Source organism: Streptomyces sp. SYP-A7185 (genome assembly GCF_046103685.1).
Classification (GTDB): domain Bacteria; phylum Actinomycetota; class Actinomycetes; order Streptomycetales; family Streptomycetaceae; genus Streptomyces.
Genome location: NZ_CP122310.1, coordinates 6861502 through 6884704, shown reverse-complemented (window position 1 = coordinate 6884704; position 23203 = coordinate 6861502). Strand labels below are relative to the sequence as shown.

The 23203-nt window shown below is 70.7% G+C and carries 19 protein-coding genes and 1 riboswitch; of the genes, 8 read left to right on the top strand and 11 right to left on the bottom strand.

Features of this window, described 5'->3' with window-relative positions:
• Positions 1 to 139: 139 nt before the first annotated feature.
• From QBL25_RS30280 to QBL25_RS30270, 3 genes are all read right to left on the bottom strand, one after another.
• Entirely contained in the window at positions 140 to 943 is an 804-nt protein-coding gene (locus QBL25_RS30280) for a M23 family metallopeptidase (RefSeq protein ID WP_409060111.1), read from the bottom strand.
• A gap of 12 nt (positions 944 to 955) precedes the next feature.
• Positions 956 to 1119: riboswitch (cyclic di-AMP (ydaO/yuaA leader) on the bottom strand.
• A 197-nt stretch (positions 1120 to 1316) separates the two neighbouring features.
• Positions 1317 to 2702, bottom strand: coding sequence for a M16 family metallopeptidase (locus QBL25_RS30275; RefSeq protein ID WP_409060110.1), 1386 nt, complete (start codon positions 2700 to 2702; stop codon positions 1317 to 1319).
• Positions 2699 to 4063, bottom strand: coding sequence for a M16 family metallopeptidase (locus QBL25_RS30270; protein ID WP_409060109.1), 1365 nt, complete (start codon positions 4061 to 4063; stop codon positions 2699 to 2701). Before QBL25_RS30270 ends, QBL25_RS30275 begins: the two co-directional genes overlap by 4 nt.
• A 213-nt stretch (positions 4064 to 4276) precedes the next feature.
• Here QBL25_RS30270 and QBL25_RS30265 point away from each other — a divergent pair, with 213 nt between their 5' ends.
• On the top strand, positions 4277 to 6730 hold the full coding sequence (locus QBL25_RS30265) for a DNA topoisomerase (ATP-hydrolyzing) subunit A (protein WP_409060108.1): 2454 nt from the start codon (positions 4277 to 4279) through the stop codon (positions 6728 to 6730).
• Positions 6731 to 6733: 3 nt separating this feature from the next.
• Here the strand turns inward: QBL25_RS30265 and QBL25_RS30260 are convergent, their stop codons facing one another.
• On the bottom strand, positions 6734 to 7810 hold the full coding sequence (locus tag QBL25_RS30260) for a CobW family GTP-binding protein (RefSeq protein ID WP_409060107.1): 1077 nt from the start codon (positions 7808 to 7810) through the stop codon (positions 6734 to 6736).
• A gap of 350 nt (positions 7811 to 8160) precedes the next feature.
• Between QBL25_RS30260 and QBL25_RS30255 the strand changes: the two genes are divergently transcribed.
• Together QBL25_RS30255 and QBL25_RS30250 are read left to right on the top strand one after the other, a co-directional pair.
• Positions 8161 to 8733 carry a DUF6082 family protein gene (locus QBL25_RS30255; RefSeq protein ID WP_409060106.1) on the top strand — a complete coding sequence of 191 codons (573 nt, stop codon included), beginning with the start codon at positions 8161 to 8163 and terminating at the stop codon, positions 8731 to 8733.
• 94 nt (positions 8734 to 8827) lie between these two features.
• Complete coding sequence (locus QBL25_RS30250; protein WP_409060105.1) at positions 8828 to 9064, top strand: hypothetical protein; 237 nt, start codon at positions 8828 to 8830, stop codon at positions 9062 to 9064.
• 278 nt (positions 9065 to 9342) lie between these two features.
• Here QBL25_RS30250 and QBL25_RS30245 read toward each other — a convergent pair whose 3' ends face one another.
• Positions 9343 to 10512, bottom strand: a complete 1170-nt coding sequence (locus tag QBL25_RS30245; RefSeq protein WP_409060104.1) for a citrate synthase/methylcitrate synthase — start codon at positions 10510 to 10512, stop codon at positions 9343 to 9345.
• A gap of 149 nt (positions 10513 to 10661) precedes the next feature.
• On the opposite strand from QBL25_RS30245, the gene QBL25_RS30240 reads away from it, so the two are divergent.
• The 4 genes from QBL25_RS30240 to QBL25_RS30225 are packed head-to-tail and all read left to right on the top strand — an operon-like array spanning position 10662 to position 15306.
• Complete coding sequence (locus tag QBL25_RS30240) at positions 10662 to 11939, top strand: citrate synthase family protein (RefSeq protein WP_409060103.1); 1278 nt, start codon at positions 10662 to 10664, stop codon at positions 11937 to 11939.
• A gap of 37 nt (positions 11940 to 11976) precedes the next feature.
• Positions 11977 to 12924, top strand: a complete 948-nt coding sequence (locus tag QBL25_RS30235) for a sucrase ferredoxin (RefSeq protein ID WP_409060102.1) — start codon at positions 11977 to 11979, stop codon at positions 12922 to 12924.
• Between the two features lie 28 nt (positions 12925 to 12952).
• Positions 12953 to 14629: an ATP-binding protein gene (locus QBL25_RS30230; RefSeq protein WP_409060101.1), complete on the top strand. Its 1677-nt coding sequence runs from the start codon at positions 12953 to 12955 to the stop codon at positions 14627 to 14629.
• Complete coding sequence (locus tag QBL25_RS30225) at positions 14626 to 15306, top strand: response regulator (protein ID WP_409060100.1); 681 nt, start codon at positions 14626 to 14628, stop codon at positions 15304 to 15306. Before QBL25_RS30230 ends, QBL25_RS30225 begins: the two co-directional genes overlap by 4 nt.
• 37 nt (positions 15307 to 15343) lie before the next feature.
• On the opposite strand, the gene QBL25_RS30220 is transcribed toward QBL25_RS30225, so the two are convergent.
• From QBL25_RS30220 to QBL25_RS30195, 6 genes are all read right to left on the bottom strand, one after another.
• A complete protein-coding gene (locus QBL25_RS30220) occupies positions 15344 to 16936 on the bottom strand; it encodes a cation acetate symporter (protein ID WP_409060099.1) in 1593 nt (530 codons plus the stop codon).
• On the bottom strand, positions 16933 to 17484 hold the full coding sequence (locus QBL25_RS30215; RefSeq protein WP_409060098.1) for a DUF485 domain-containing protein: 552 nt from the start codon (positions 17482 to 17484) through the stop codon (positions 16933 to 16935). Before QBL25_RS30215 ends, QBL25_RS30220 begins: the two co-directional genes overlap by 4 nt.
• A 137-nt stretch (positions 17485 to 17621) precedes the next feature.
• Positions 17622 to 18329: a response regulator gene (locus QBL25_RS30210; protein ID WP_409060097.1), complete on the bottom strand. Its 708-nt coding sequence runs from the start codon at positions 18327 to 18329 to the stop codon at positions 17622 to 17624.
• Positions 18326 to 19468, bottom strand: a complete 1143-nt coding sequence (locus QBL25_RS30205) for a sensor histidine kinase (RefSeq protein WP_409062825.1) — start codon at positions 19466 to 19468, stop codon at positions 18326 to 18328. The genes QBL25_RS30210 and QBL25_RS30205 overlap by 4 nt, the downstream gene beginning before the upstream one ends.
• 20 nt (positions 19469 to 19488) lie before the next feature.
• A complete protein-coding gene (locus QBL25_RS30200; RefSeq protein ID WP_409060096.1) occupies positions 19489 to 20001 on the bottom strand; it encodes a DUF1453 domain-containing protein in 513 nt (170 codons plus the stop codon).
• Between the two features lie 274 nt (positions 20002 to 20275).
• The gene (locus QBL25_RS30195; RefSeq protein WP_409060095.1) at positions 20276 to 22399 is read right to left on the bottom strand and encodes a type IIA DNA topoisomerase subunit B; all 2124 of its coding nucleotides are present in this window, start codon (positions 22397 to 22399) and stop codon (positions 20276 to 20278) included.
• Positions 22400 to 22840: 441 nt separating this feature from the next.
• Here QBL25_RS30195 and QBL25_RS30190 point away from each other — a divergent pair, with 441 nt between their 5' ends.
• Complete coding sequence (locus tag QBL25_RS30190) at positions 22841 to 23068, top strand: hypothetical protein (RefSeq protein ID WP_160507629.1); 228 nt, start codon at positions 22841 to 22843, stop codon at positions 23066 to 23068.
• Positions 23069 to 23203: the final 135 nt, after the last annotated feature.

The following is a 23203-nucleotide window of genomic DNA, read 5'->3' as shown; positions in this document are numbered from 1 at the left end:
CCAAAGGAGATACGGGAACGGCGAAAGCCCCGGCTCTCGACGAGCCGGGGCTTTCGGTGAATCGGTGCTCTGCGGCGTCCGCCGGGATCAGTGCCGATCAGGCGTCGACCAGGCCTCTGTCAGGCCCGTCAGGCGTGGATCAGACGTTGACGCCGTGCGAGCGGAGGTACGAGATCGGGTCGATGTCCGTGCCGTAGTCCTCGCCGGTGCGGGCCTCGAAGTGGAGGTGCGGGCCGCTGGAGTTGCCCGTGGAGCCGGAGAGGCCGATCTGCTGGCCGGGGGTGACCGCCTGGCCGACCGTGACGCCGAGGGACGACATGTGGCCGTACTGGGTGTAGGTGCCGTCGTTCATCTTGATGACCACGTTGTTGCCGTAGGCGCCGCCCCAGCCGGCCTCGACGACGGTGCCGGAGCCCACCGCGTGGACCGAGCTGCCGGACGCGGCGTGGAAGTCGATGCCGGTGTGGCTGCCGGAGGACCACATGGCGCCGCCGGTCTGGTAGCCCGTGGAGACGTACGAGCCGGAGATCGGGGCGACGTAGGTGTTCAGGCGCTTGCGCTCGGCCTCGCGAGCGGCACGCTCCTTGGCCTCGCGCTCCTTCTTGGCCTTAGCCTTCGCCTCGGCCTCGGCCTTGCGCTTGGCCTCCTCGGCCTTCTTCTTGGCGGCCTCTTCGGCCTTCTTGGCGGCCGCGGCGGCGTCGGCGGCCTGCCGCTGGGCGGTGGCCTGCGCGTCGATGCTCTCGGCGAGCGAGTCGCCCACGGAGATGGCCTGGGTCAGACCGGTGTGTTCGAGGGCCGCCGCGTCGTCGGCGGCGAGCGCCGGAGCGGCCAGGCCTCCGATGACACCGGTGGTGGTGAGGGCTGCGACGCCCGCCACGTTCGCGGTCGTACGCGTGAGGCGGCTCGGGCGACGGTGCTTCCCGGTGGCACGGGTGAACGCCATGAAGCGGCTGATCCTTTCCTTCCTTCTCGCCTACCGGGTTAGCTGACGGGTTCGGAGCAGGAAGGTCTCCTACGGATCCCTCACCTCTCGGCAAGGTTCCCGATTCACCCCAAGGGGACATGTGGGTCCCCGGCTCCCCTGGCTCGCGCCGTACGGGGACTCGGCGATGACTGTCCGGTGCCGCGGGCGCGGCGTACTGCATGACGAACAGCCGGGATGACGCTAAGCGGGCCGTCTTTCAAACGACAAACGGATCAGAGCATTTGTAGCGCACGCCACAGGTCAGACACGCAATCTCCATAGCAATTCGGACATATGAGAACCCCAGGAGCAAAATCCAGCCACTGGGGTCCCCATATGTCCTGACTGACACTCAGCCGGTGACCACACTCACTTCACCGATGCCGAGCGCCCTGACGGGCTCCTCGATCCGCGCGGCGTCACCGACGAGCACCGTCACGAGACGGTCCACGGGGAAAGCGCTCACCACGGCGGCGGTGGCCTCCACGGTGCCGGTCGCAGCCAGCCTGCGGTACAGCTGGGCCTGGAAGTCGTCCGGCAGGTGCTGCTCGACCTGGTCGGCGAGGGTGGCCGCGACGGACGCCGCCATCTCGTACTTGAGCGGGGCGACGCCCACCAGGTTCTGCACGGCCACGTCGCGCTCGGCGTCCGTGAGGCCGTCGGCGGCGAGGGTGCGCAGGACCTTCCACAGGTCGTCGAGCGCCGGGCCCGTGGACTCGGTGTCCACGGAGCCGCTGATGGCCAGCATCGCGGCGCCGGTGCCCTCCGGGGTGGAGCGCAGGACCTGGGCGAACGACCGTACGCCGTAGGTGTATCCCTTCTCCTCGCGCAGGACGCGGTCCAGGCGCGAGGTGAGGGTGCCGCCGAGGCAGTACGTGCCGAGCACCTGCGCGGGCCAGACGCGGTCGTGGCGGTCCGGTCCCACGCGGCCGATGAGCAGCTGCGTCTGGACGGCTCCGGGGCGGTCCACGATGACGACACGCCCGGTGTCATCCGCCGTCACCGGAGGCACCGGACGCGGCTCGGCGGTGCCGCCCGTCCAGGCGCCGACGGTGTCGGCGAGGACGGCGTCCAGGTCGATGCCGGTCAGGTCGCCCACGACGACGGCCGTCGCCGTGGCGGGCCGCACGTGCTTCTCGTAGAAGGTGCGCACCGCCGCCGAGTCGATGGCCGTGACCGTCTCCTCGGTGCCCTGGCGCGGGCGCGACATGCGCGAGGTCGCCGGGAAGAGCTGGCGCGAGAGCTCCTTGGCGGCGCGGCGGCCCGGGTTGGCGGCCTCGTGCGGGATCTCGTCCAGGCGGTTGCGCACGAGGCGCTCGATCTCGCCGTCCGCGAAGGCGGGGGCGCGCAGGGCGTCGGAGAGCAGGCCCATCGCCTTCGGCAGCCGGGAGACCGGCACCTCCAAAGAGACACGGACGCCGGGGTGGTCGGCGTGCGCGTCCATGGTGGCGCCGCAGCGGTCGAGTTCGGCGGCGAAGTCCTCGGCGGAGTGCTTGTCCGTGCCTTCGTTGAAGGCCCTCGCCATGATCGTGGCGACGCCGTCGAGGCCCTTGGGCTCCGCGTCGAGCGGCGCCTCGATGTGGATCTCCACGGCGACGACCTGCTGGCCGGGGCGGTGGCAGCGCAGCACCGTGAGGCCGTTGTCCAGGGTGGCGCGCTCGGGCGCGGGGAACGCCCACGGCCGTGCGGTGCCCGCCTGGGGCTGCGGGTGGAACTGCATCGTTGCGGCCTCGCTCACTTCGCCGCCTCCTCTTCGTCCTCGTCGGTGGCTTCGCCGGCCTCGGCGGCCGCGTTGCCCTCCACGGGCTCGTACACGAGCACCGCGCGGTTGTCGGGGCGCAGACGGGCCGCCGCGGCCGCCTTGACCTCGTCCGCGGTGACGTCGAGGACGCGCCCGACGGCGGTCAGGGCGAGCTGCGGGTCGCCGAACAGGACGGCGTACCGGCACAGTTCGTCCGCGCGGCCCGCCACCGTGGCGAGCCGGTCGAGCCACTCGCGCTCCAGCTGTGCCTGGGCGCGCTCCATCTCCTCCTCGGTGGGGCCCTCTTCCGCGAAGCGGGCGAGCTCCTCGTCCACGGCGGCCTCGATGACCGGGACCTCGACGTCGCCGGACGTCTTCACGTCGAGCCAACCCAGCGAGGGGGCGCCGGCGAGCCGCAGCAGGCCGAAGCCGGCCGCCACGGCGGTGCGGTCGCGGCGCACGAGGCGGTTGTAGAGCCGGGAGGACTCGCCGCTGCCGAGGACCGTGAGCGCCAGGTCGGCCGCGTCGCACGCGCGCGTGCCGTCCTCGGGCAGGCGGTAGGCGGCCATCAGGGCGCGGGCCGGGACCTCCTCCTCGACGACCTCGCGCAGCTCCTTGCCGATGATGTCCGGCAGCGAGCCGTCGCGCGGCGGCTGCTTGCCGTCGTGCGAGGGGATCGACCCGAAGTACTTCTCGACCCAGGCCAGGGTCTGCTCCGGGTCGATGTCGCCGACGACGGACAGGACGGCGTTGTTGGGCGCGTAGTACGTGCGGAAGAAGTGCCGCGCGTCCTCCAGCGTCGCCGCGTCCAGGTCGGCCATGGAGCCGATGGGGGTGTGGTGGTAGGGGTGGCCCTCGGGGTACGAGAGGGCGGTCAGCTTCTCGAAGGCGGTGCCGTAGGGAACGTTGTCGTAGCGCTGGCGGCGCTCGTTCTTCACGACGTCGCGCTGGTTCTCCATGGATTCTTCGTCGAGCGCGGAGAGCAGCGAGCCCATGCGGTCGGCTTCGAGCCACAGGGCCAGCTCCAGCTGGTGTGTGGGCATGGTCTCGAAGTAGTTGGTGCGCTCGAAGCTCGTGGTGCCGTTGAGCGACCCGCCCGCTCCCTGGACCAGTTCGAAGTGGCCGTTGCCGTGCACCTGCTTCGAGCCCTGGAACATGAGGTGCTCGAAGAGGTGGGCGAGGCCCGTACGCCCCTTGACCTCGTGGCGCGAGCCGACGTCGTACCAGAGGCAGACCGCGGCGACCGGGGTCAGGTGGTCCTCGGAGAGCACCACGCGCAGGCCGTTGGCCAGCCGGTGCTCGGTCGCTGTCAGGCCGCCGGAGCCGGCCTCGGCTGTGGCCGTGTGACCCATGGGCATGTACGTCCCTTCGATCGCGAAAAACTGGAAATTCTGCCAGTCCTGCCACTGTATGCAAGCGTGCCGACAACCTGTGAAGTTCCCGCTCCGCGCTCGGCGTAGTCGGCCCCGAAGTCCGGGTCGTGGTCGGCGTTGTCAGTGGGACAGTCCACAATGGTCGGCGTCAGATCCCGTTGAAGCCCTGGCAGACACCGTGAAGGAGCCGCAGCAGCGATGGCCCGCCGCAGCACGAAGACCCCGCCGCCCGACGAGTCGTTCGAGGAGAAGATCCTCGACATCGACGTCGTCGACGAGATGCAGGGCTCCTTCCTCGAGTACGCGTATTCGGTCATCTACTCGCGCGCCCTGCCGGACGCCCGCGACGGCATGAAGCCGGTGCACCGCCGCATCGTCTACCAGATGAACGAGATGGGCCTGCGCCCCGACCGGGGGTACGTGAAGTGCGCCCGTGTCGTCGGCGAGGTCATGGGTAAGTTGCACCCGCACGGCGACGCGTCGATCTACGACGCCCTGGTCCGTATGGCCCAGCCCTTCTCCATGCGCCTGCCGCTGGTGGACGGCCACGGCAACTTCGGCTCGCTGGGCAACGACGACCCGCCGGCCGCCATGCGGTACACCGAGTGCAAGATGGCCGACGCCACGTCCCTGATGACGGAGTCGATCGACGAGAACACCGTCGACTTCGAGTCGAACTACGACGGCCAGGAGCAGGAGCCGGTCACCCTCCCGGCGGCCTACCCGAACCTCCTGGTGAACGGCGCGTCGGGCATCGCCGTCGGCATGGCGACGAACATGCCCCCGCACAACCTCGGCGAGGTCATCGCCGCCGCCCGCCACCTGATCAAGCACCCCGGGGCCGACCTGGAGACGCTGATGCGTTTCGTGCCGGGCCCGGACCTGCCCACGGGCGGCCGGATCGTCGGCCTGACCGGGGTCAAGGACGCGTACGAGTCGGGGCGCGGCACCTTCAAGATCCGCGCCACGGTGGCCGTGGAGAACGTGACCGCGCGCCGCAAGGGCCTGGTCGTCACCGAACTGCCCTTCTCGGTGGGCCCCGAGAAGGTCATCTCGAAGATCAAGGACCTGGTCGGCTCGAAGAAGCTCCAGGGCATCGCCGACGTCAAGGACCTCACGGACCGCTCGCACGGCCTGCGCCTGGTCATCGAGATCAAGAACGGCTTCGTCCCCGAGGCCGTCCTGGAGCAGCTCTACAAACTGACGCCGATGGAGGAGTCCTTCGGCATCAACAACGTCGCCCTGGTCGACGGCCAGCCGCTCACCCTCGGCCTCAAGGAGCTCCTCGAGGTCTATCTCGACCACCGCTTCACCGTCGTGCGCCGCCGCAGCGAGTTCCGCCGCGGCAAGAAGCAGGCCCGGCTGCACCTGGTCGAGGGCCTGCTGGTCGCCCTTCTGGACATCGACGAGGTCATCCGCCTCATCCGCTCCAGCGACAACTCCGCCCAGGCCAAGGACCGCCTGATGGAGCGCTTCTCGCTGAGCGAGGTCCAGACGCAGTACATCCTCGACACGCCGCTGCGCCGCCTCACCAAGTTCGACCGCATCGAGCTGGAGTCCGAGCGCGACAAGCTCAACGCGGAGATCGAGGAGCTGACCCGGATCCTGGAGTCGGACGCGGAGCTGCGCAAGCTGGTCTCGGGCGAACTGGCCGCGGTGGCGAAGAAGTTCGGCACGGACCGGCGCACGGTCCTCCTGGAGTCCTCGGGCACCCCGGCGCCCACGGTGTCGTTGCAGGTCGCGGACGACCCGTGCCGCGTGCTCCTGTCCTCGACCGGCCTCCTGGCCCGCACGGCGAACGGCGAGCCGTTCGCCGAGAGCGACACCAAGCGCGTCAAGCACGACGTGATCGTCTCCGCCGTCCCCGCGACCGCGCGGGGCGAGGTGGGCGCGGTGACGTCCGCCGGGCGGCTCCTGCGCCTGTCCGTGGTGGACCTGCCGCAGCTCCCGGAGACGCACGCGGCACCGAACCTCTCCGGAGGCGCGCCGATCTCGGAGCTGCTCTCCCTGGAGGCGGACGAGAAGCTGATCTGCCTGATGACGCTGGACGAGTCCTCACCGGGCCTCGCCCTCGGCACCGAGCAGGGCGTGGTCAAGCGGGTGGTCCCGGACTATCCGTCGAACAAGGACGAGCTGGAGGTCATCACCCTCAAGGACGGTGACCGGATCGTCGGCGCGGCCGAGCTGCGCACCGGCGAGGAGGACCTGGTCTTCATCACGGACGACGCCCAGCTCCTGCGCTATCAGGCGTCGCAGGTCCGCCCGCAGGGCCGCCCCGCGGGCGGCATGACCGGCATCAAGCTCGCGGACGGGGTCAAGGTCATCTCCTTCGTGGCGGTGGACCCGGCCGTGGACGCCGTGGTCTTCACGGTGGCGGGCTCGCGCGGCACGCTCGACGACTCGGTGCAGACGACGGCCAAGGTGACGCCGTTCGACCAGTACCCCCGCAAGGGCCGCGCCACGGGCGGTGTGCGCGTCCAGCGCTTCCTGAAGGGCGAGGACTGCCTGAGCTTCGCGTGGGCGGGCCCAACACCGCCGCTCGCCGCCCAGCGCAGCGGCCTGCCGGCGGAGCTGCCGGAGATCGACCCGCGCCGCGACGGCTCGGGGGTCTCGCTGTCGAAGCCGGTGGCGGCGGTGGCGGGCCCGGCCTAGGCCCTACTCCGCGGGCTCCGGTTCCTGCACGTACCGCAGTACGCCCCACATGCTGTGCTCATCGGCATCAGCGTGCGGGGCGTACGCGCGTGATGCCTCCAGCTCCTTCTCCAGGCCCGGTACGTCGACGCCTGACCCGATGAGGACGAGCTGGGTGAGCCGGGGCTCGCCCGGGGCCCACGGCTCGGGGTAGAAGCGCAGGAACCGCCCCACGGCGTGCACGGCGTACTTGTTGCGCGGATCGGCGGCGCCGAAATCGACGTACCCCTTGATGCGGTAGAGCCCGGCGGGCCGGCTGTCGAGGAGGGCCATGAACGGGCGGGGCGCCATCGGCACTTCGGAGGAGAAGGAGAGGCTCTCGTAGGCGGAGTGCAGGTGGTCGTGATGCCCGCCGCCCTCCTCCTCCTTCTCCTCCTTCTCCTCGTGATCGTGCAGGTCGTCGAAGGACAGTTGCCCGGTCCTCTCCCCCACGGGCTTCCGGTCGAGAAGCAGCTCCACGTCGACACGCCCGTACGAGGCGGGGACGACGGCCGCCCGGTCGGTGAGCCCGCGGACGAGGGCGAGGACGCGCTCCCGCTCCTCCTCGGGCACGCGGTCGGTCTTGTTGACCACGACGAGGTCGGCGATCCCCAGATGCCGGTCGACCTCGGGGTGGCGCTGCCGGGTGGCGTCGAACTCGACGGCGTCGACGACCTCGACCAGCCCTCCGTACACGACGTGCGGGTTCTCGCTGGCCAGGACCATCTTCACGAGCTCCTGCGGCTCGGCGAGCCCGCTGGCCTCGATGACGATGACGTCGATGCGGGCGGAGGGCCGGGCGAGCCGCTCCAGGTACGCGTCGAGCTCACTGACGTCCACGGCACAGCACAGACATCCGTTGCCCAGCGAGACGGTGGAGTCCCCGAGCTGCCCGGCGACGGCCATGGCGTCGATCTCGATGGACCCGAAGTCGTTGACGACGGCGCCGATCCGGGTGCCGCCGCTGCGGTGCAGCAGATGGTTGAGGAGGGTCGTCTTGCCCGACCCCAGGAAGCCGGCGAGGACGACGACCGGGATCTGCCCGGCACACGGCTGAGTCAACGTGCGACCCCTTTCACACGGACGCGTGCACCGGCGCGAGCACCGGCTCTCGTACGAAGAATGAATTCCGCCCCAGGATACGAGCGCGCGGAAACACCGCGAAGTGAACGATTGTTAGCGGCGCAGGCGGGGCACACATCTGGCACGGCGTCGGGACATGCGACCACAGCTGCCTTCCGTGCGCCTCCTCTCCGCCTCCCCGCCGATCAGAGCCGCTCGGCATCCTGGAAGGCGGCAAGCGCACCGCCCATCGCTCGCCGGTCCTCACCCTGTCGACCCGCACCGACGACCGGCGGGCGGTCGCTGATCCGGGGGATGACATGGCCACACAGACTTTTGGAATACGCGCGATGAGTTCCGCCGTCGGGGCGGGACTCGCCTTCGCGTTCGGGGCCTTCGCCCTGCTCGCCGCACAACAGCGGCGTTACGCCGAACTCCGGCTACAGGTCGACAAGGCCGAGCAGGCCGACCGGCGCCGCACCATGATGGCCGAGCAGCACGAACTGCAGCTCTATCTTCTGCGCAAGGCGATCGACGATCCGGACCTGGCTGCCGTGTTCAGCATCGCCGAGGCGGAGTCTCCCGCTCAACAGCGGCAGTTCCTCTTCGCCAACGCGCTCTACACGAACGCCCTGCTGGCCTACCGCATCGGCGTGGTCAATTGGGAAGAACTGCACGGGCATGTGCGCGTGATGTGCGCGAACCCCATCTTCCGCCAGTACTGGCAGGCGACACGCCATCAGCGGGCCAGCCTGAAGGACTCCTCGGACGAGGCCCGGGTGGGATACATGACGGACATCCTCATCCGTGAGCTGGAGGAATCCGAGTCCGACGAGTGGTGGGTGGTGGGGGAGCCACCGGCCGAGGACCAACCACCGGCCAAGGAGCGGCCGCCATCCGAGGGTCAACCACCCGGCGGGTAGCGGGAAGTTGGTCGCGGCGCGCGGAGATTCGGGCTAACGGGAGGCTACCCTTACCCCGCTAAGACCCTCTTCAATCCTAAGGACCGGGATCCTCTTGAAGATCGTGCGCCGCATCGGTGCGTCTCCACGCCAACGTGGCAGTCTCACCGGCGACACCTGCCCCGACATTTTCGAGCTCAGCGACGGCAACTTCGCCGTCATCGGGACAGAGGCCACAGCATCTCTCGACAGCGAGCTGCCCTCGGACGCCGCTCGCGCGGACTACGAGCGCATCGTGATCATCAGCAGGGAGACACTCATCCGCGCAAAAGCGGACATCCCCAGCGTCTGAGGCGGGGGCGCAGTGCTGAGACAGGCACCCGCCCTGGCCTGCCCGTCGAGGTCGGTGCCCCGGTCACCCCGTTGAGGCCCATCTCCGGAAAGCACGGCCCGCCTTTCGCGCAGAGGGGGTCTCACCCTTCCCTCTCTCCGCCCATATTCGCCACGTGAGGTCCGGCGCCAGACCGGTGCCGGACTCCGCGCGCGTGAGGGGCCCCTCGTGCGTGTCAGCCCTCGTGCACGTCAGCCCCCGTGCACGTCAGTCCCCGTGCACGTCAGCCCCCGTGCATGTCAGACCGGCACCGGCACCGGCGGCACCGCCCCCACGTAGCGGGCCGCGGGGCGGATGATTTTTGAGTCTTCCGCCTGTTCCAGGACGTTGGCTCCCCAGCCCACCACCCTCGCCGCGGCGAACGTCGGCGTGAACATCTCGCGCGGCAGACCGCACAGCTCCATGACGACGCCCGCGTAGAACTCCACGTTGGTGTGCAGCTCGCGCCCCGGCTTCAGCTCGGCCAGGATCGCCTCCACCTGCCGCTCCACCTCGACGGCGAACTCCACCATCGGCCCACCGAATTGCTGGGCGATCCCCCGCAGCATGCGCGAGCGCGGATCCTCCGTGCGGTAGACGGGGTGGCCGAAGCCCATGATCCGGTCCCCCGCGAGCACCCGCTCGCGGATCCACCCGTCGATCCGGTCGGGCGTCCCGATCGCGTCGAGCGTGTCGAGCGCACGGCTCGGCGCCCCACCGTGCAGCGGACCCGACAGCGCTCCCACGGCCCCCACCAGACAGGCCGCGACATCCGCACCGGTCGAGGTGATCACCCTGGCCGTGAACGTCGACGCGTTGAAGCCATGGTCAATGGTTGAGATCAAGTACTGCTCGATGGCCCTCGCCCGCTCCGGCTCGGGCTCCGAACCCGTCAGCATGTAGAGGTAGTTGGCCGCGTACGACAAGTCGTCGCGCGGCTCCACGGGTTCGAGCCCCTGCCCCAGCCGGTACAGCGCCGTGAGCAGCGTGGGCACCACGGCGGTCGCGGCGAGGGCATCGGCACGGCGCCGGTCGGCGTCGATGTCGTACACCGGGCGAAAACCCTTCGCCGCGCCGAAGAGCGACAGCGCCGTCCGCAGTCCGGAGAGCGGCCCCGACAGGGCGCTGGCGCGGGCCACCGCCGGCAGCGCGGCACGCACCTCCTCCGGCAGCCGGCGCAGGGCAGCGGTCCGCGCGGTGAAGGCGGCCCGCTGCCCGGCGTCCGGCAGCTCGCCGTGGAACATCAGGTGCCAGACATCCTCGAAGCCGCGGGTTCGCGCGAGCTCGACCGCCGAGTACTGGCGGTAGTGGTAGAAGCCCTCGTGTCCCCTGACGTCCCCGAGCCGGGTCTCGGTCACGACGACGCCCGCGAGCCCGCGGGGAACCTCCACGGGGCCGGTGGGGGTGGTGGTGGAGCCATTGATCGGCATGTTTCTCCCTCGACTTCCTTCCACGACGTACTTCCTGCACTTACTCCCTGGATTTACTCCCTGGACTTGATTTGACTGTCCATGCTTGACTCAATACCTGTCAATATTGATCCAATCAATGTAGGCCCAGAGTGGATACGGTGACGCCCATGACGGATCAAGAGGCCACCCCGAAGGAAGGCCGGCGCCTGAGCACCCGGGAAGCCGCGGAACTGCTCGGCGTGAAGCCGGAGACCGTGTACGCCTACGTGAGCCGCGGCCAACTCAGCAGCCGCCGCGGCCCCGGCTCCCGGGGCAGCACCTTCGACGCCAAAGAGGTCGAGTCGCTCTCCCGCAAGAACCGCCGGGAGCCCGCCGCCACCTCCGCGAGCGGCGAACTCTCGGTCCGCACGCGCATCACGCTCATCGACAAGGACCGCTACTACTACCGCGGCGTCGACGCGACGGAGCTGAGCCTGGCCCACTCGTACGAAGAGGTCGCCGAGTGGCTGTGGACCGGCGTCCTGCGCCCCGGAATCCGCTTCACCGCCCCGGAGGAGACCACCCGCGCCGCCCGCCGCGCCGTCGACGCGCTCCCCGAGCACAGCGGCCCCACCGACCGCCTGCGCGTGGCCGCCATCGCGGCCGCCGCAGCCGACCCGCTCCGCTTCGACCTCGCCGAGGAAGCCGTCGTCGGCACCGCACGCACCCTCATCCCCACCCTCGTCGCGGCGCTGCCCCCGGTCACCCGCGACCACCGGGACGAGGGCCCGCTCGCCCGGCGGCTCTGGGCGCGCCTCAGCGGCCGGGCGCCTCACGAGGCCTCCCTGCACGCCCTGGACACCGCGCTCGCCCTGCTCGTCGACCACGACCTGGCCGCGTCGACGCTCGCCGTCCGCGTGGCCGCCTCCGCCCGCGCCCATCCGTACGCCGCGGTGTCGGCCGGTCTCGGCGTCCTGGAGGGCCCCCTGCACGGCGCGGCCAGCGGCCTCGCGCACCGCATGCTCCTGGACGTCCTGGACCGGGGCAGCGCGGCCCCCGTGGTGGCCGACGAGCTCCGCGCGGGCCGCCGCGTCCCCGGTCTCGGCCACCGGCTCTACCCCGGCGACGACCCGCGCGCGGAGGCCCTGTTCGCCCTCCTGGAAGTCATCCCCGAGGCGGGGCCCGCCCTGGCGGCGGCCCGCGACGTGGTGGCCACCACGGCCCGCCACACGGATCTGCACGCCAACGTCGACCTGGCCCTCGCCGTCCTGACCGCCTCGTCCGGGATGCCCGCCGAGGCAGGCGAGACGATCTTCGCCGTGGCGCGCACGGCCGGGTGGATCGCCCACGCCCTGGAGGAGTACGAGGAATGCCCGCTGCGCATGCGCCCCAGCGGGCAGTACGTGGGACTGCGCCCGCCCCAGCCCCTGCCCGTGCCCACGCCCACGCCACCCCAGGGAGGATGAATCACCCCCGGAGGTGAGGCAGGTTAGGCTCACCTCTGTGAGTAAGTGCGCCACCGCTTCGCGGGATCTCGACGAGCCTCTCGCGGGGACCGCCGCCACCGCGAAGACCTGGCTGCTGCTGGAGCAGCCGGGCCCGTGGGGCGCCAAAGCGCTCACGGCGAGCCACCTGGATCCGGAGGTCGGCCGCGCCCTGGAGGCCGCCGCCGAGGGAACAGGCGTACGGGTCGCGCTCATCCGCCGCCCCGGCCGCCACGCCGACAGCCACCCCTCGGCACGCCGCCGGGTGTATGTGGCCCACACCGTGCCCGGCAACACCTGGCTGCGCGGTCATGTCACGGACCGGCCGCAGGAGTTGCTCGACCTCGACTTCGCGGCGCTCGGCGCGGGTGACCACGGCGGATTCGGCACCCCGCACACGGGCGACCCGCTCGCCCTGGTCTGCACGAACGGCAAGCGTGACCGCTGTTGCGCGCTCCTGGGCAGGCCGCTCGCCGCCGAACTCGCCGCGTCCGGTGAAACCGGCGCCTGGGAAGTCACTCATCTGGGTGGTCATCGCTTCTCCCCCACGCTACTGGTCCTGCCTTACGGCTATGCGTACGGCCGCGCCGGGCAGGCCGCCGTCAAGGAGATCCTCGACGGGGTGCGGACGGGCCGCGTCGTGACCGAGGGCTGCCGGGGCAGCTCCGCCTGGGACCGCCCCGGACAAGCCGCCGAGCTCGCGGTGCGCACCGCGACGGGCGAGGACGCCGCAGGCGCGCTGAGCGTCGTCGGGACCGACGGCACGGCCCCGCGCTGGGACGTGACGGTGGCCCACGGCGACGGACGCCGCTGGCGCGTGACGGTCACCCAGGGGGCAGCGCTGCCGCCCCGGCCCGAGAGCTGTGGCGCGGCACTGGCCACCCCGGCGCGCATGGACGTGGTGGCGGTACGGCCGATCACGCGGGGAGCCGTACAGGAGATCCCCGCCACAGTGACTTCGGAGTAGCCCTCCGCTCGCCGTACCGTTCGTACACATGAGCCCGACCTCCCCTGCCCGACGACTGCGCCTCGGTCTGCCGCGGCGCGTCTTCTCGCAGGTGCTGCTCATGCAGCTGGCGATCGCCGCCGGGGTCGCCGTGCTCGCCACCGGGCTCTTCCTCGCGCCGCTCAGCGACCAGCTGGACGACCAGGCGATGCGCCGCGCGCTCGCCATCGCGCAGACCACGGCGGCCCAGCCGCAGATCGCCGAGGACCTGCGCGCCTCGAAGCCTTCCGTCGGCGGGCCCGTGCAGGCGGAGGCGGAACGGATCCGGCGCGCCAGCGGCGCCGAGTACGTCGTGATCATGAACAAGGACGGCGTGCGCTGGTCCCACACCGACCAGGACCAGATCGGCCAGGTCGTCTCCACCGACCCCAGCGACGCGCTCGCCGGAGACGAGGTCATGGAGATCGACGACGGCACCCTGGGCCGCTCGGCCCGCGGCAAGGTGCCGCTGCGGGACCTCGACGGGAAGATCGTGGGGGCCGTCTCGGTGGGCATCGAGTACGACAGCGTCCGCGCCCGGCTGATCCATTCGATCCCCGGGCTCTTCGCCTACGCGGGCGGGGCGCTCGCCGTCGGCGCCCTCGCCGCCTATCTGATCTCGCGCAGGGTGCAGCGGCAGACCCGTGACCTGGCCTTCTCCGACATCTCGGCGCTCCTGGCGGAACGCGAGGCCATGCTGCACAGCATCCGGGAAGGCGTGGTGGCCCTGGACCGCGCCGGCCGCGTGCGCCTCCTGAACGACGAGGCCCAGCGCCTCCTCGGCCTCGGCACGGAAGCCATCGGGCAACCGCTCGACAGCGCGCTCGGCCCGGGCCGTACGACCGACGTCCTCGCCGGCCGGGTCACCGGCACCGACCTGCTGACCGTGCGCGGGCAGCGCGTCCTGGTCGCCAACCGCATGCCCACGGACGACGGGGGCGCCGTCGCCACCCTGCGCGACCGCACCGAGCTGGAGCAGCTGGGCCGCGAACTGGACTCCACCCGCGGTCTCATCGACGCCCTGCGCGCCCAGGACCACGAACACGCCAACCGCATGCACACCCTGCTCGGCCTCCTGGAGCTGGAGATGTACGAGGAGGCGGCGGAGTTCGTCGGCGAGGTGGCGGGCGCGCACCGGGTGACCGCCGAGCAGATCACGGAGAAGATCGGCGATCCGCTGCTGGCCGCGCTCCTGGTGGGCAAGGCCACGGTCGCCGCCGAGCGCGGGGTCGTTCTCGCCGTCCCGCGCGACACCGCGCTGCCCGACCGGCTGATCGACCCGGGAGGCCTGGTCACCATCGTCGGCAATCTCGTCGACAACGCGCTCGACGCGGCGGCGGGCAGCCTCCACGCGCGCGTGGAGGTCGATGTAGGCACCGAGGGGCGCGCCGTCGTCCTGCGGGTGAGCGACACGGGCCCCGGGGTGCCGCCCGAACGACGCGAGACGATCTTCACGGAAGGCTGGTCCACCAAGGAGCCTCCGGCGCACGGCAAGCGCGGCATCGGGCTCGCCCTGGTCCGCAGGCTCGCCGAGCGGCAGGGCGGCAGCGCACGGGCCGACGCGTCGCCCGACGGAGGCGCCGAGTTCACCGTGGTCCTGCCCGAAGCCCTCGCCCAGTCCGAACTGGCCCCCGCGACCGGACCAGCTTCCACGTCCGAGCAGAGCCCCACGGAGGAGACACGATGATCGAGGTGCTCGTCGTGGACGACGACGTGCGCGTCGCGGACGTCAACGCCGCCTACGTGGCGAAGGTCCCCGGCTTCCGGGTGGCCGCCAAGGCCCACAGCGCCGCCGAGGCACTGCGTCTCGTCGGGGAACTCCCCGTCGACCTGGTGCTCCTCGACCACTATCTGCCGGACGAGACCGGCCTGGCGGTGGTCCGTACGCTGCGGGAGCGCGGCCACCAGACCGACGTGATCATGGTGACCGCCGCGCGCGACGTGGCCACCGTGCAGGCCGCGATGCGCCACGGCGCCCTCCAGTACCTGGTCAAGCCGTTCGCCTACGCGGGACTTCGCGCCAAACTCGACGCGTACGCGACCCTGCGCCGCACGCTCGACGGCGGGGGCGAGGCCGAACAGGCCGAGGTCGACCGCATCTTCGGCGCACTCTCGGCCACTCCGGCACCGGAGCTGCCCAAAGGCCACTCCCCCACCACGGCCGAACTGGTGCGCAGGGCCCTGATGGGCGCGGAAGGCCCGCTGTCCGCACAGGAGCTTGCGGACCGCACCCGGCTGAGCCGCCAGACCGCCCAGCGCTATCTGAAGCTCCTGGAGCGCTCCGGCCGGGTCCGGCTCAGCCTCAAGTACGGCGACACGGGCCGCCCGGAGCATCGCTACGAGTGGGCCTCCAGCGCCTCCTAGGCTCCCGCCTTCTCGGCCCCCCTGCGGGCAGGGGGCGTCACGCGGCGCCGGCCCCGGTGAGGGAGCGCACCTCGGTCTCCGCGTGCTTGGCCTCGTCGGCGGGCTCCGCCGAGGTGACGGTGCCCAGCCATCCGGCGAGGAAGCCCAGCGGGATGGAGACGAGCCCCGGGTTCTCCAGCGGGAAGTACTGGAAGTCCATCCCCGGGAAGAGCGAACTCGGCTCTCCGGACACCACGGGTGACAGCACGACGAGCACCAGGGAGGGCACCAGGCCCCCGTAGACGGACCAGACCGCGCCGCGCGTGGTGAAGTTCCGCCAGAACAGCGAGTAGAGCAGCACGGGCAGATTCGCGGACGCGGCGACCGCGAACGCGAGGCCCACCAGGAACGCCACGTTGAGGTCCCGGGCGAGCAGACCCAAACCGATCGCAACCACCCCGATCCCGGCGGCCGCCAGGCGCGCCACCGCCACCTCGCTGCGCGGCTTCGCGTGCTTGCGCCGCAGCGACGCGTACAGGTCGTGGGCCACGGACGCCGAGGAGGCGAGCGTGATCCCGGCGACGACGGCGAGGATGGTGGCGAAGGCGATCGCGGCGACGACGGCAAAGAGAACCGTTCCGCCAGTGGAGTCCGCTCCGCCGCCCAGATCGAGCGCGAGCAGCGGCACCGCCGTGTTCCCCGCGGCATTCGATCCGCGCACGGCGTCGGAACCCACGATCGCGGCGGCACCGAAGCCGAGCACGATCGTCATCAGGTAGAAACTGCCGATGAGCCCGATGGACCAGACGACGGACCGGCGGGCGGCCCGCGCGGTCGGCACCGTGTAGAAGCGGGACAGGATGTGCGGGAGCCCGGCCGTGCCGAGGACGAGCGCGAGCCCGAGGCTGATGAAGTCCAGGCGCGAGGTCCAGTCGCCGCCGTACTTCAACCCGGGGGCGAGGAACTGGCTGCCGTGCCCGCTGCGGTCGGCCGCGGTCCGCAGCAACTGGTCGAAGTCGCCGTGGAAGCGCACCAGCACGAGCACGGTCAGCGCGATCGCCCCGCACATCAGCAGGACCGCCTTGACGATCTGGATCCAGGTGGTGGCCCGCATCCCTCCCAGCGACACATAGACGACCATGAGCGCGCCGACGCCGATCACCGTCCAGGACTGCGCCGCCCCGCTCGTCCCGCCGAGGAGCAGCGCCACCAGAGAGCCCGCCCCCACCATCTGCGCCACCAGATAGAGAACGGACACGGTCACCGAGGACGTGCCCGACGCGATGCGCACGGGCCGCTCCCTCATCCGGGAGGCCACGACGTCGGCGAGCGTGAACCTGCCGCAGTTGCGCACCAGTTCGGCCACCAGGAACAGCACGACCAGCCACGCGACGAGAAAACCCACCGAGTACAGCAGCCCGTCGTACCCGAAGAGCGCGATCAGTCCGGAGATGCCGAGGAAGGACGCGGCCGACATGTAGTCGCCCGCGATGGCGAATCCATTCTCCATCGGCGAGAAGAGCCGCCCTCCGGCGTAGAACTCCTCCGCCGAGCCGTGCCGGTTGCGGCTCACCCAGGTCGTGATGGCGAGCGTGACGGCCACGAACACGCCGAAGAGCAGCAGCGCGAGCGTCTGGTGGTTCCCGGTCATCGCTCGCTCCCCCGGGCCGTCTCCTGCTCGGTCCGCCGGTCGTGTTCCCGCTGCTCCAGGACCCGTTTCTGGTCCTGCTCGCGCTTCTGCTCGAAGACGGCCCAGCGCAGATCGAGCGCCGCGCGATCCCTCCTGAGCCGGGCGTGCCGGGCATACGCCCACGTCAGCAGAAAGGTGGAGAGGAACTGCCCGAGTCCGGCGAGCATCGCGACGTTCACCGCTCCGGCCACGGGCCGCGCCATCAGCCCCGGCGCGGTCGTCGCCGTCACGACATACGCGACGTACCAGGTGAAGAAGACGGCCACCCCGGGGACGACGAACCGGCGGTACCGCCCGCGCACCTCCTGGAAGGCAGCACTGCGCTGGACCTCCAGATAGATGTCGGCCGCGGTCGCGATCCGCTCCGGCGCGGCTCGGGGCGGCACCACGGGCGCCGGCGCCCCCGTGCCGTCCAACTCGCCCCAGCCGGACGCAAGCGCGTCGTACCAGGGATCCCTCGGATCACCGGTCCGCGCCTGCCCCGCATCGCGTCCGTCGTGCTTGTCCACCGAACTCTCCTTGTCCGCAGCCTTGTTCGGCCGCGTGCCCAAGGATGGACAGAACGGGAAGATCCCTGACTCTTCTCTCCCAGCTCTTCACCCCATCAGGTGAAGGACCGACCCAAACACCCCCACAAGACCCCCACTCACCCAGGCTTCGCCGTCGGCGGCTTGGCGAGTCCGTGCCCATAGGCGTAACGGACCGCCTGCGCACGGTCCTTGAGACCCGTCTTGGCGAACAGATTGTTGATGTGTGTCTTCACCGTCGCGGTGGAGACGTGCATGGCGCGGGCGATTTCCTGGTTCGTCATCCCCTCGGCGATCAGGACGAGCACCTCGGTCTCGCGCGTGGTGAGACCGTCGGGCGGTTCCGGTGCGGGCGCGGGCTGCTCGGGCTCCGCAAACCGCTCCAACAGCCGCCGCTGGATCCGCGGCGAGAGCCCCGCGTCCCCCGACAGCACGTCCTCGACGGCACGCACGATCTCGTCCCCGCCCGCGTCCTTGGTCAGATAGCCGCGCGCACCGGCTCGCAGCGCGGGGAAGAGCGAGTCGTCGTCCGCGAAGGTCGTCAGCACCACGACCTGCGTCCCGGGGTACTCCGCACGGATGCGCCGGGTGGCCTCCGCGCCGTCGACCCGCGGCATGCGCAGGTCCATCAGGACCACGTCAGGGGCCAGCTCCGCAACGAGCCGCACGGCCTCCTCGCCGTCACCCCCGGAGCCCACAACCTCGATGCCGGGCAACAGCCCCAACAGCATCACGATGCCCTCGCGCACCACCGTCTGATCGTCGACCACGACCACCCGCGCCGGCGCCTTGGCACGGCCCTCCGGCATGCCGTCCCCCGCCGTCATGTGGGCACCTTCAGCGTCACGATGAACCCCTCCTCACCAGGACCCGCCGCCAGTGAACCGCCCAGCAGCTCGGCCCGCTCCCGCATTCCGATCAGACCGTATCCGGCCCCGGACGCCGCCAGTTCGCCCGGCGTCCCGCCGGAATCCCGTACGTCCAGGGTCACTTCTCCCTCTTCGTACGCCAGTCGCACGAACACCTCCGCGCCCGGAGCGTGCTTGCGGACGTTCGTCAGGGCCTCCTGCGCGACGCGGCGCACCGCCTGTGAGGCCTCGGCGGGCAGCGCGCGCCGCTCCCCCGTCACGGACACCGAAGCCTTGTCCGAGAAGACCAGCTCCCGCAGGAAGTCCTCGACGGGCGTCATCTCGCCGCGCAGGGCGGAGAGCGCCTGCCGGGTCTCCGCGAGCCCTTCGCGGGCCATGGACCGCGCCGCCACCACGCGCTCGAGTATCTGGTCGCGCGACGCGTCACCCTCGATCAGCAGCCGCGCCGCCTCCAGATGGACGAGCTGTGCGGAGAGGCTGTGCGCGAGCACGTCGTGGATCTCCCGGGCGATGCGGGCCCGCTCGGCCAGGGCGGCCGTCTCGGCCTCCGCGGCGCGGGCGGCCCGCTCCTGGGCGAGCAGCCGCCGGGCGTTGCCCCGGGCGTCGGCGTCGAGCCGCAGCGTGTAACCGGCCAGTGCGAGCCCGACGACGATCAGGGCTGTGGTCAGCCAGCCGTCGTCGTTGTGCACCGCGAACGCGGCCAGCGCCACGGGCATACAGACCCCGGCCACCACCAGCGGCAGCCGCTCCAGGGCCAGGAACGCCGAGCCGCACCAGAGGACGAGCGCCAGCACGCTCCAGTCGCCCGCCTGAGCGGCGTACCCCGCCCCCATCAGCAGAGCCAGCAGAGTGACCGAAGGCCACAGCCGACGGGCGAACGACATCCGCAGAAACGCCCACACCAGCCCGCCGCACAGCACGACCAGGCCGACCCCGGCCACCAGACGCCAGCCTCGGTCGTCACGGAAGGCGTTCCACAGCAGGCTGCCGCCGATCACCACCCTCAGGACCCTGACGAACCACAGCCGGGCGGCGCTGAGTCCTTCCCGCGTGAGCCCTTCCCGGGAGGGCCAACTCATCCACCGGTCCGAGATCACACGGGTCCACCGGTCCGAGATCACACGGGGTCCTTCCGCATCGGCTGGTACGCCGCGTCCGCAACACCGTACGCCGGGCGCAGCAGGCCGGCCCGCTGCGCCAACAGGCCGCTGCGCACCAGGAGCGTGGCCGCGAGCGCCAGCATCAGCGCGGCGCCGCCCTGCCGCACCCCCAGCAGCGCGCCGATGCCGAACAGAGCGAGCCGCAGCGCGATCCCGGCGCCCCATACGACGGCGGTGGCCTTGGTCCCCTTGCCCCACACGGCGCCGTCCGGGGCCGCCCACACATGCGTGGTCCGCGCCCAGCCGAAACCGATGGCCAGACCGACGAGAAGTTCCACGGCGAGCAGGGCGCCGGCCGTGGCTCGGTGGTGAGGATCGAGCAGATCGGGCTCGCGCACGGCCAAGAAGACCAGCACGGCTGGTATGACCCACCAGCGCCCGTCCGCGGTGATCTGCTGCGCCTTGAACTGGCGCGCGATCACCCACGCGACGACGGCGCAGACCACCAGAACATTGGTGAGCCCAGACATGTCGGCCTCCGAGGGGCGAAGAAGAGCGGAGCCGATCCAACGAGGATCGACGCCTTCGACGCTACGGAAATGGCCTGGTCAGGACATCGGAGCAGGGGTGGAACGTGGGTGGAGCCACGGGCTCCACCCACGGGTGGAGTGCGGCCCGTGACCAGACCGATGGGGGCAGCCCGTGGGCCAGGACGGACGAGCTTGCCCCGCAGGGGCCGGCGCGTCCCGCGAGGCTGGCGCGTCCCGATCGAACGGAACGCCCCGGCCCCGCGAGAGCAGAGCGCTACGCGTCGATGCGCGAACGGTCCAGCGTCGCCGCGGAACTCGTGATGAATTCCTTGCGGGGCGCCACGTCGTTGCCCATCAGCAGATCGAAGACCTGCTCGGCGGCGTCCAGGTCGCCGATGTTGACCCGCCGCAGCGTGCGGTAGCGGGGGTCCATGGTGGTCTCCGCGAGCTGGTCCGCGTCCATCTCGCCGAGGCCCTTGTAGCGCTGGATGGAGTCCTTGAACCGGATCCCCTTGCGCTGGTACTCCAGGAGCGTCTCGCGCAGCTCGTTGTCCGAGTACGTGTAGACGTACTTGTCCTGGCCCTTCTTCGGCTGCACCAGCTCGATCCGGTGCAGCGGCGGCACGGCGGCGAAGACCCGGCCCGCCTCCACCATCGGTCGCATGTACCGCTGGAAGAGCGTGAGCAGCAGGATCCGGATGTGCGCGCCGTCGACATCGGCGTCGACGAGCAGAATGATCTTCCCGTAGCGCGCCGCGTCGATGTCGAAGGTCCGACCGGACCCCGCCCCTATGACCTGGATGATCGCGCCGCACTCGGCGTTCTTCAGCATGTCCGTCACGGACGCCTTCTGAACGTTGAGGATCTTGCCGCGGATCGGCAGGAGGGCCTGGAACTCGGAGTTCCGTGCCAGCTTGGCGGTGCCGAGCGCCGAGTCGCCCTCGACGATGAAGAGCTCGCTGCGCTCCACGTCGTCGCTGCGGCAGTCGGCGAGCTTCGCGGGCAGCGAGGAGGACTCCAGGGCCGTCTTCCGGCGCTGGGCGTCCTTGTGCTGCCGGGCCGCGATGCGCGTGCGGGCCGCGGCGACGGCCTTGTCCATCACGGCGCGGGCCTGCGCCTTGGCGTCCCGCTTGGTGGACGTCAGGAACGCCTTGAGCTCCTTGGCGATGACGTTGGCGACGATGCGGTTGGCCGCCGAGGTGCCGAGCACCTCCTTGGTCTGGCCCTCGAACTGCGGTTCGGCGAGACGGACCGTGACGACCGCCGTGAGTCCCTCCAAGGCGTCGTCCTTGACGATGTCGTCCTCGGCGACCCGCAGCACCTTCTGGGTGCGCATCACCTCGTTCATCGTTTTGGTGAGGGAGCGCTCGAAGCCCGTCACGTGGGTGCCGCCCTTGGGGGTGGCGATGATGTTGACGAAGGACCGCAGCGTGGTGTCGTAGCCCGTGCCCCAGCGCATGGCGACGTCCACGGTGAGCTCACGGGTGACCTCGGTGGGCGTCATCTGGCCGTGGTCGTCGAGGACCGGGACGGTCTCCTTGAAGGTGCCCTGCCCGGTGAGGCGCAGGACGTCGCAGACGGCCTTGTCCTGGGCGAGGTACTCGCAGAACTCGCTGATGCCGCCGTCGAAGCGGAAGGACTCCTCGCCCTTGGAGCCGCCCTCGCCGAGACCGTACTCGTCGCGGACGACGATGGTCAGGCCCGGGACCAGGAAGGCGGTCTGCCGGGCACGCTGGTGCAGCGTGTCGAGGTTGAGCTTGGCGTCCTTGAGGAAGATCTGGCGGTCGGCCCAGTAGCGCACGCGCGTGCCGGTGCGCGTCTTGGGGATCTTCTTGGCCTTGCGCAGCTTGGCCGACGAGTCGAAGTCGGCGTCGGGGCCGGGCTTGGCGAAGGCGCCGGGCACCCCGCGGCGGAAGCTGATCGCGTGGGTGTGCCCCGCGCGGTCCACCTCTACGTCGAGGCGCGCGGACAGGGCGTTCACCACGGAGGCACCCACTCCGTGCAGGCCGCCGGAGGCGGCGTACGAGCCACCGCCGAACTTGCCGCCCGCGTGGAGCTTCGTCATGACGACCTCGACCCCGGAAAGGCCGGTCTTGGGCTCGACATCCACGGGGATGCCGCGGCCGTTGTCCCGGACCTCTACGGAGGCGTCGTCGTGGAGGATGACTTCGATGTGGTCGCAGTAGCCGCCCAGGGCCTCGTCGACGGAGTTGTCGATGATCTCCCAGAGGCAGTGCAGCAGGCCACGGCTGTCCGTCGACCCGATGTACATGCCTGGACGCTTGCGAACGGCCTCGAGCCCCTCCAGGACGAGCAGGTGCCGCGCGGTGTAGTTGGAACCGTCCCGGTCTGCTCCGGTCAGCAACGCTGTGGACGGCACGGACGTCTCGGCGGTCACGCGGTTCGCTCCTCGCTGAATTTCAAAAGGGGCCCTTTGGGGTAAGGCCCCGGCTTCGGTTGCCGCTCAGAGGGTACCGAGGCCTGGTAGAGCCGTTGTAACGCCACCCTCGTCACAACTCACACTAGTCCAGGGCCGCACGCATGTTCGATCCCTCGATTGAGTGAAGTACACGTCACGTTCCCTTCCAGGCATGAACCATTTAGGCTCCGGGCACGTCCTCATGAACAACCGGCAACCCAGCCGGCGGACGACCGACCTGACAGACAGCGCGAAACCGTACGACACGTAAGAGACGTAATACGGCACATTCGCCGCCAACCGGCAGCAGACAGCCGCCTCGGAAAAAACATTCGAGGAAAAGCCACGAGCGGGAACGTTTTCGGCCTGGTTGGATGTTGACCCTGGTACGACAGCTCGTCGAGCTAGAGAAGAGGCGACGTGACTACTGTTCTGACCCCCGCGAGCCCCCTGACGGCCGCTGATCGCTGCGACCGCTGCGGCGCCCAGGCATACCTGCGCGTCGTCCTGTTGAGCGGCGGTGAACTGCTCTTCTGCGCCCACCACGGCCGCAAGTTCGAGCCGGAACTCAAGAAGATCGCCGCTGAGATACAGGACGAGACGGAGCGGCTGACGGCCGTCCCGGAGACCAACGACGAGGATCGCTGACACCTCGCACCCACGACGAGCGATCCGGCGCACGCCAGGCCGGTGACCGGGCGGCCGCCCCTGCCAACCCCAGGGACGGTCGCCCGCTCGCGTGAGAGGGGCGCCCAGGCACCTTCTCGGCGGTCCCTGGCGACG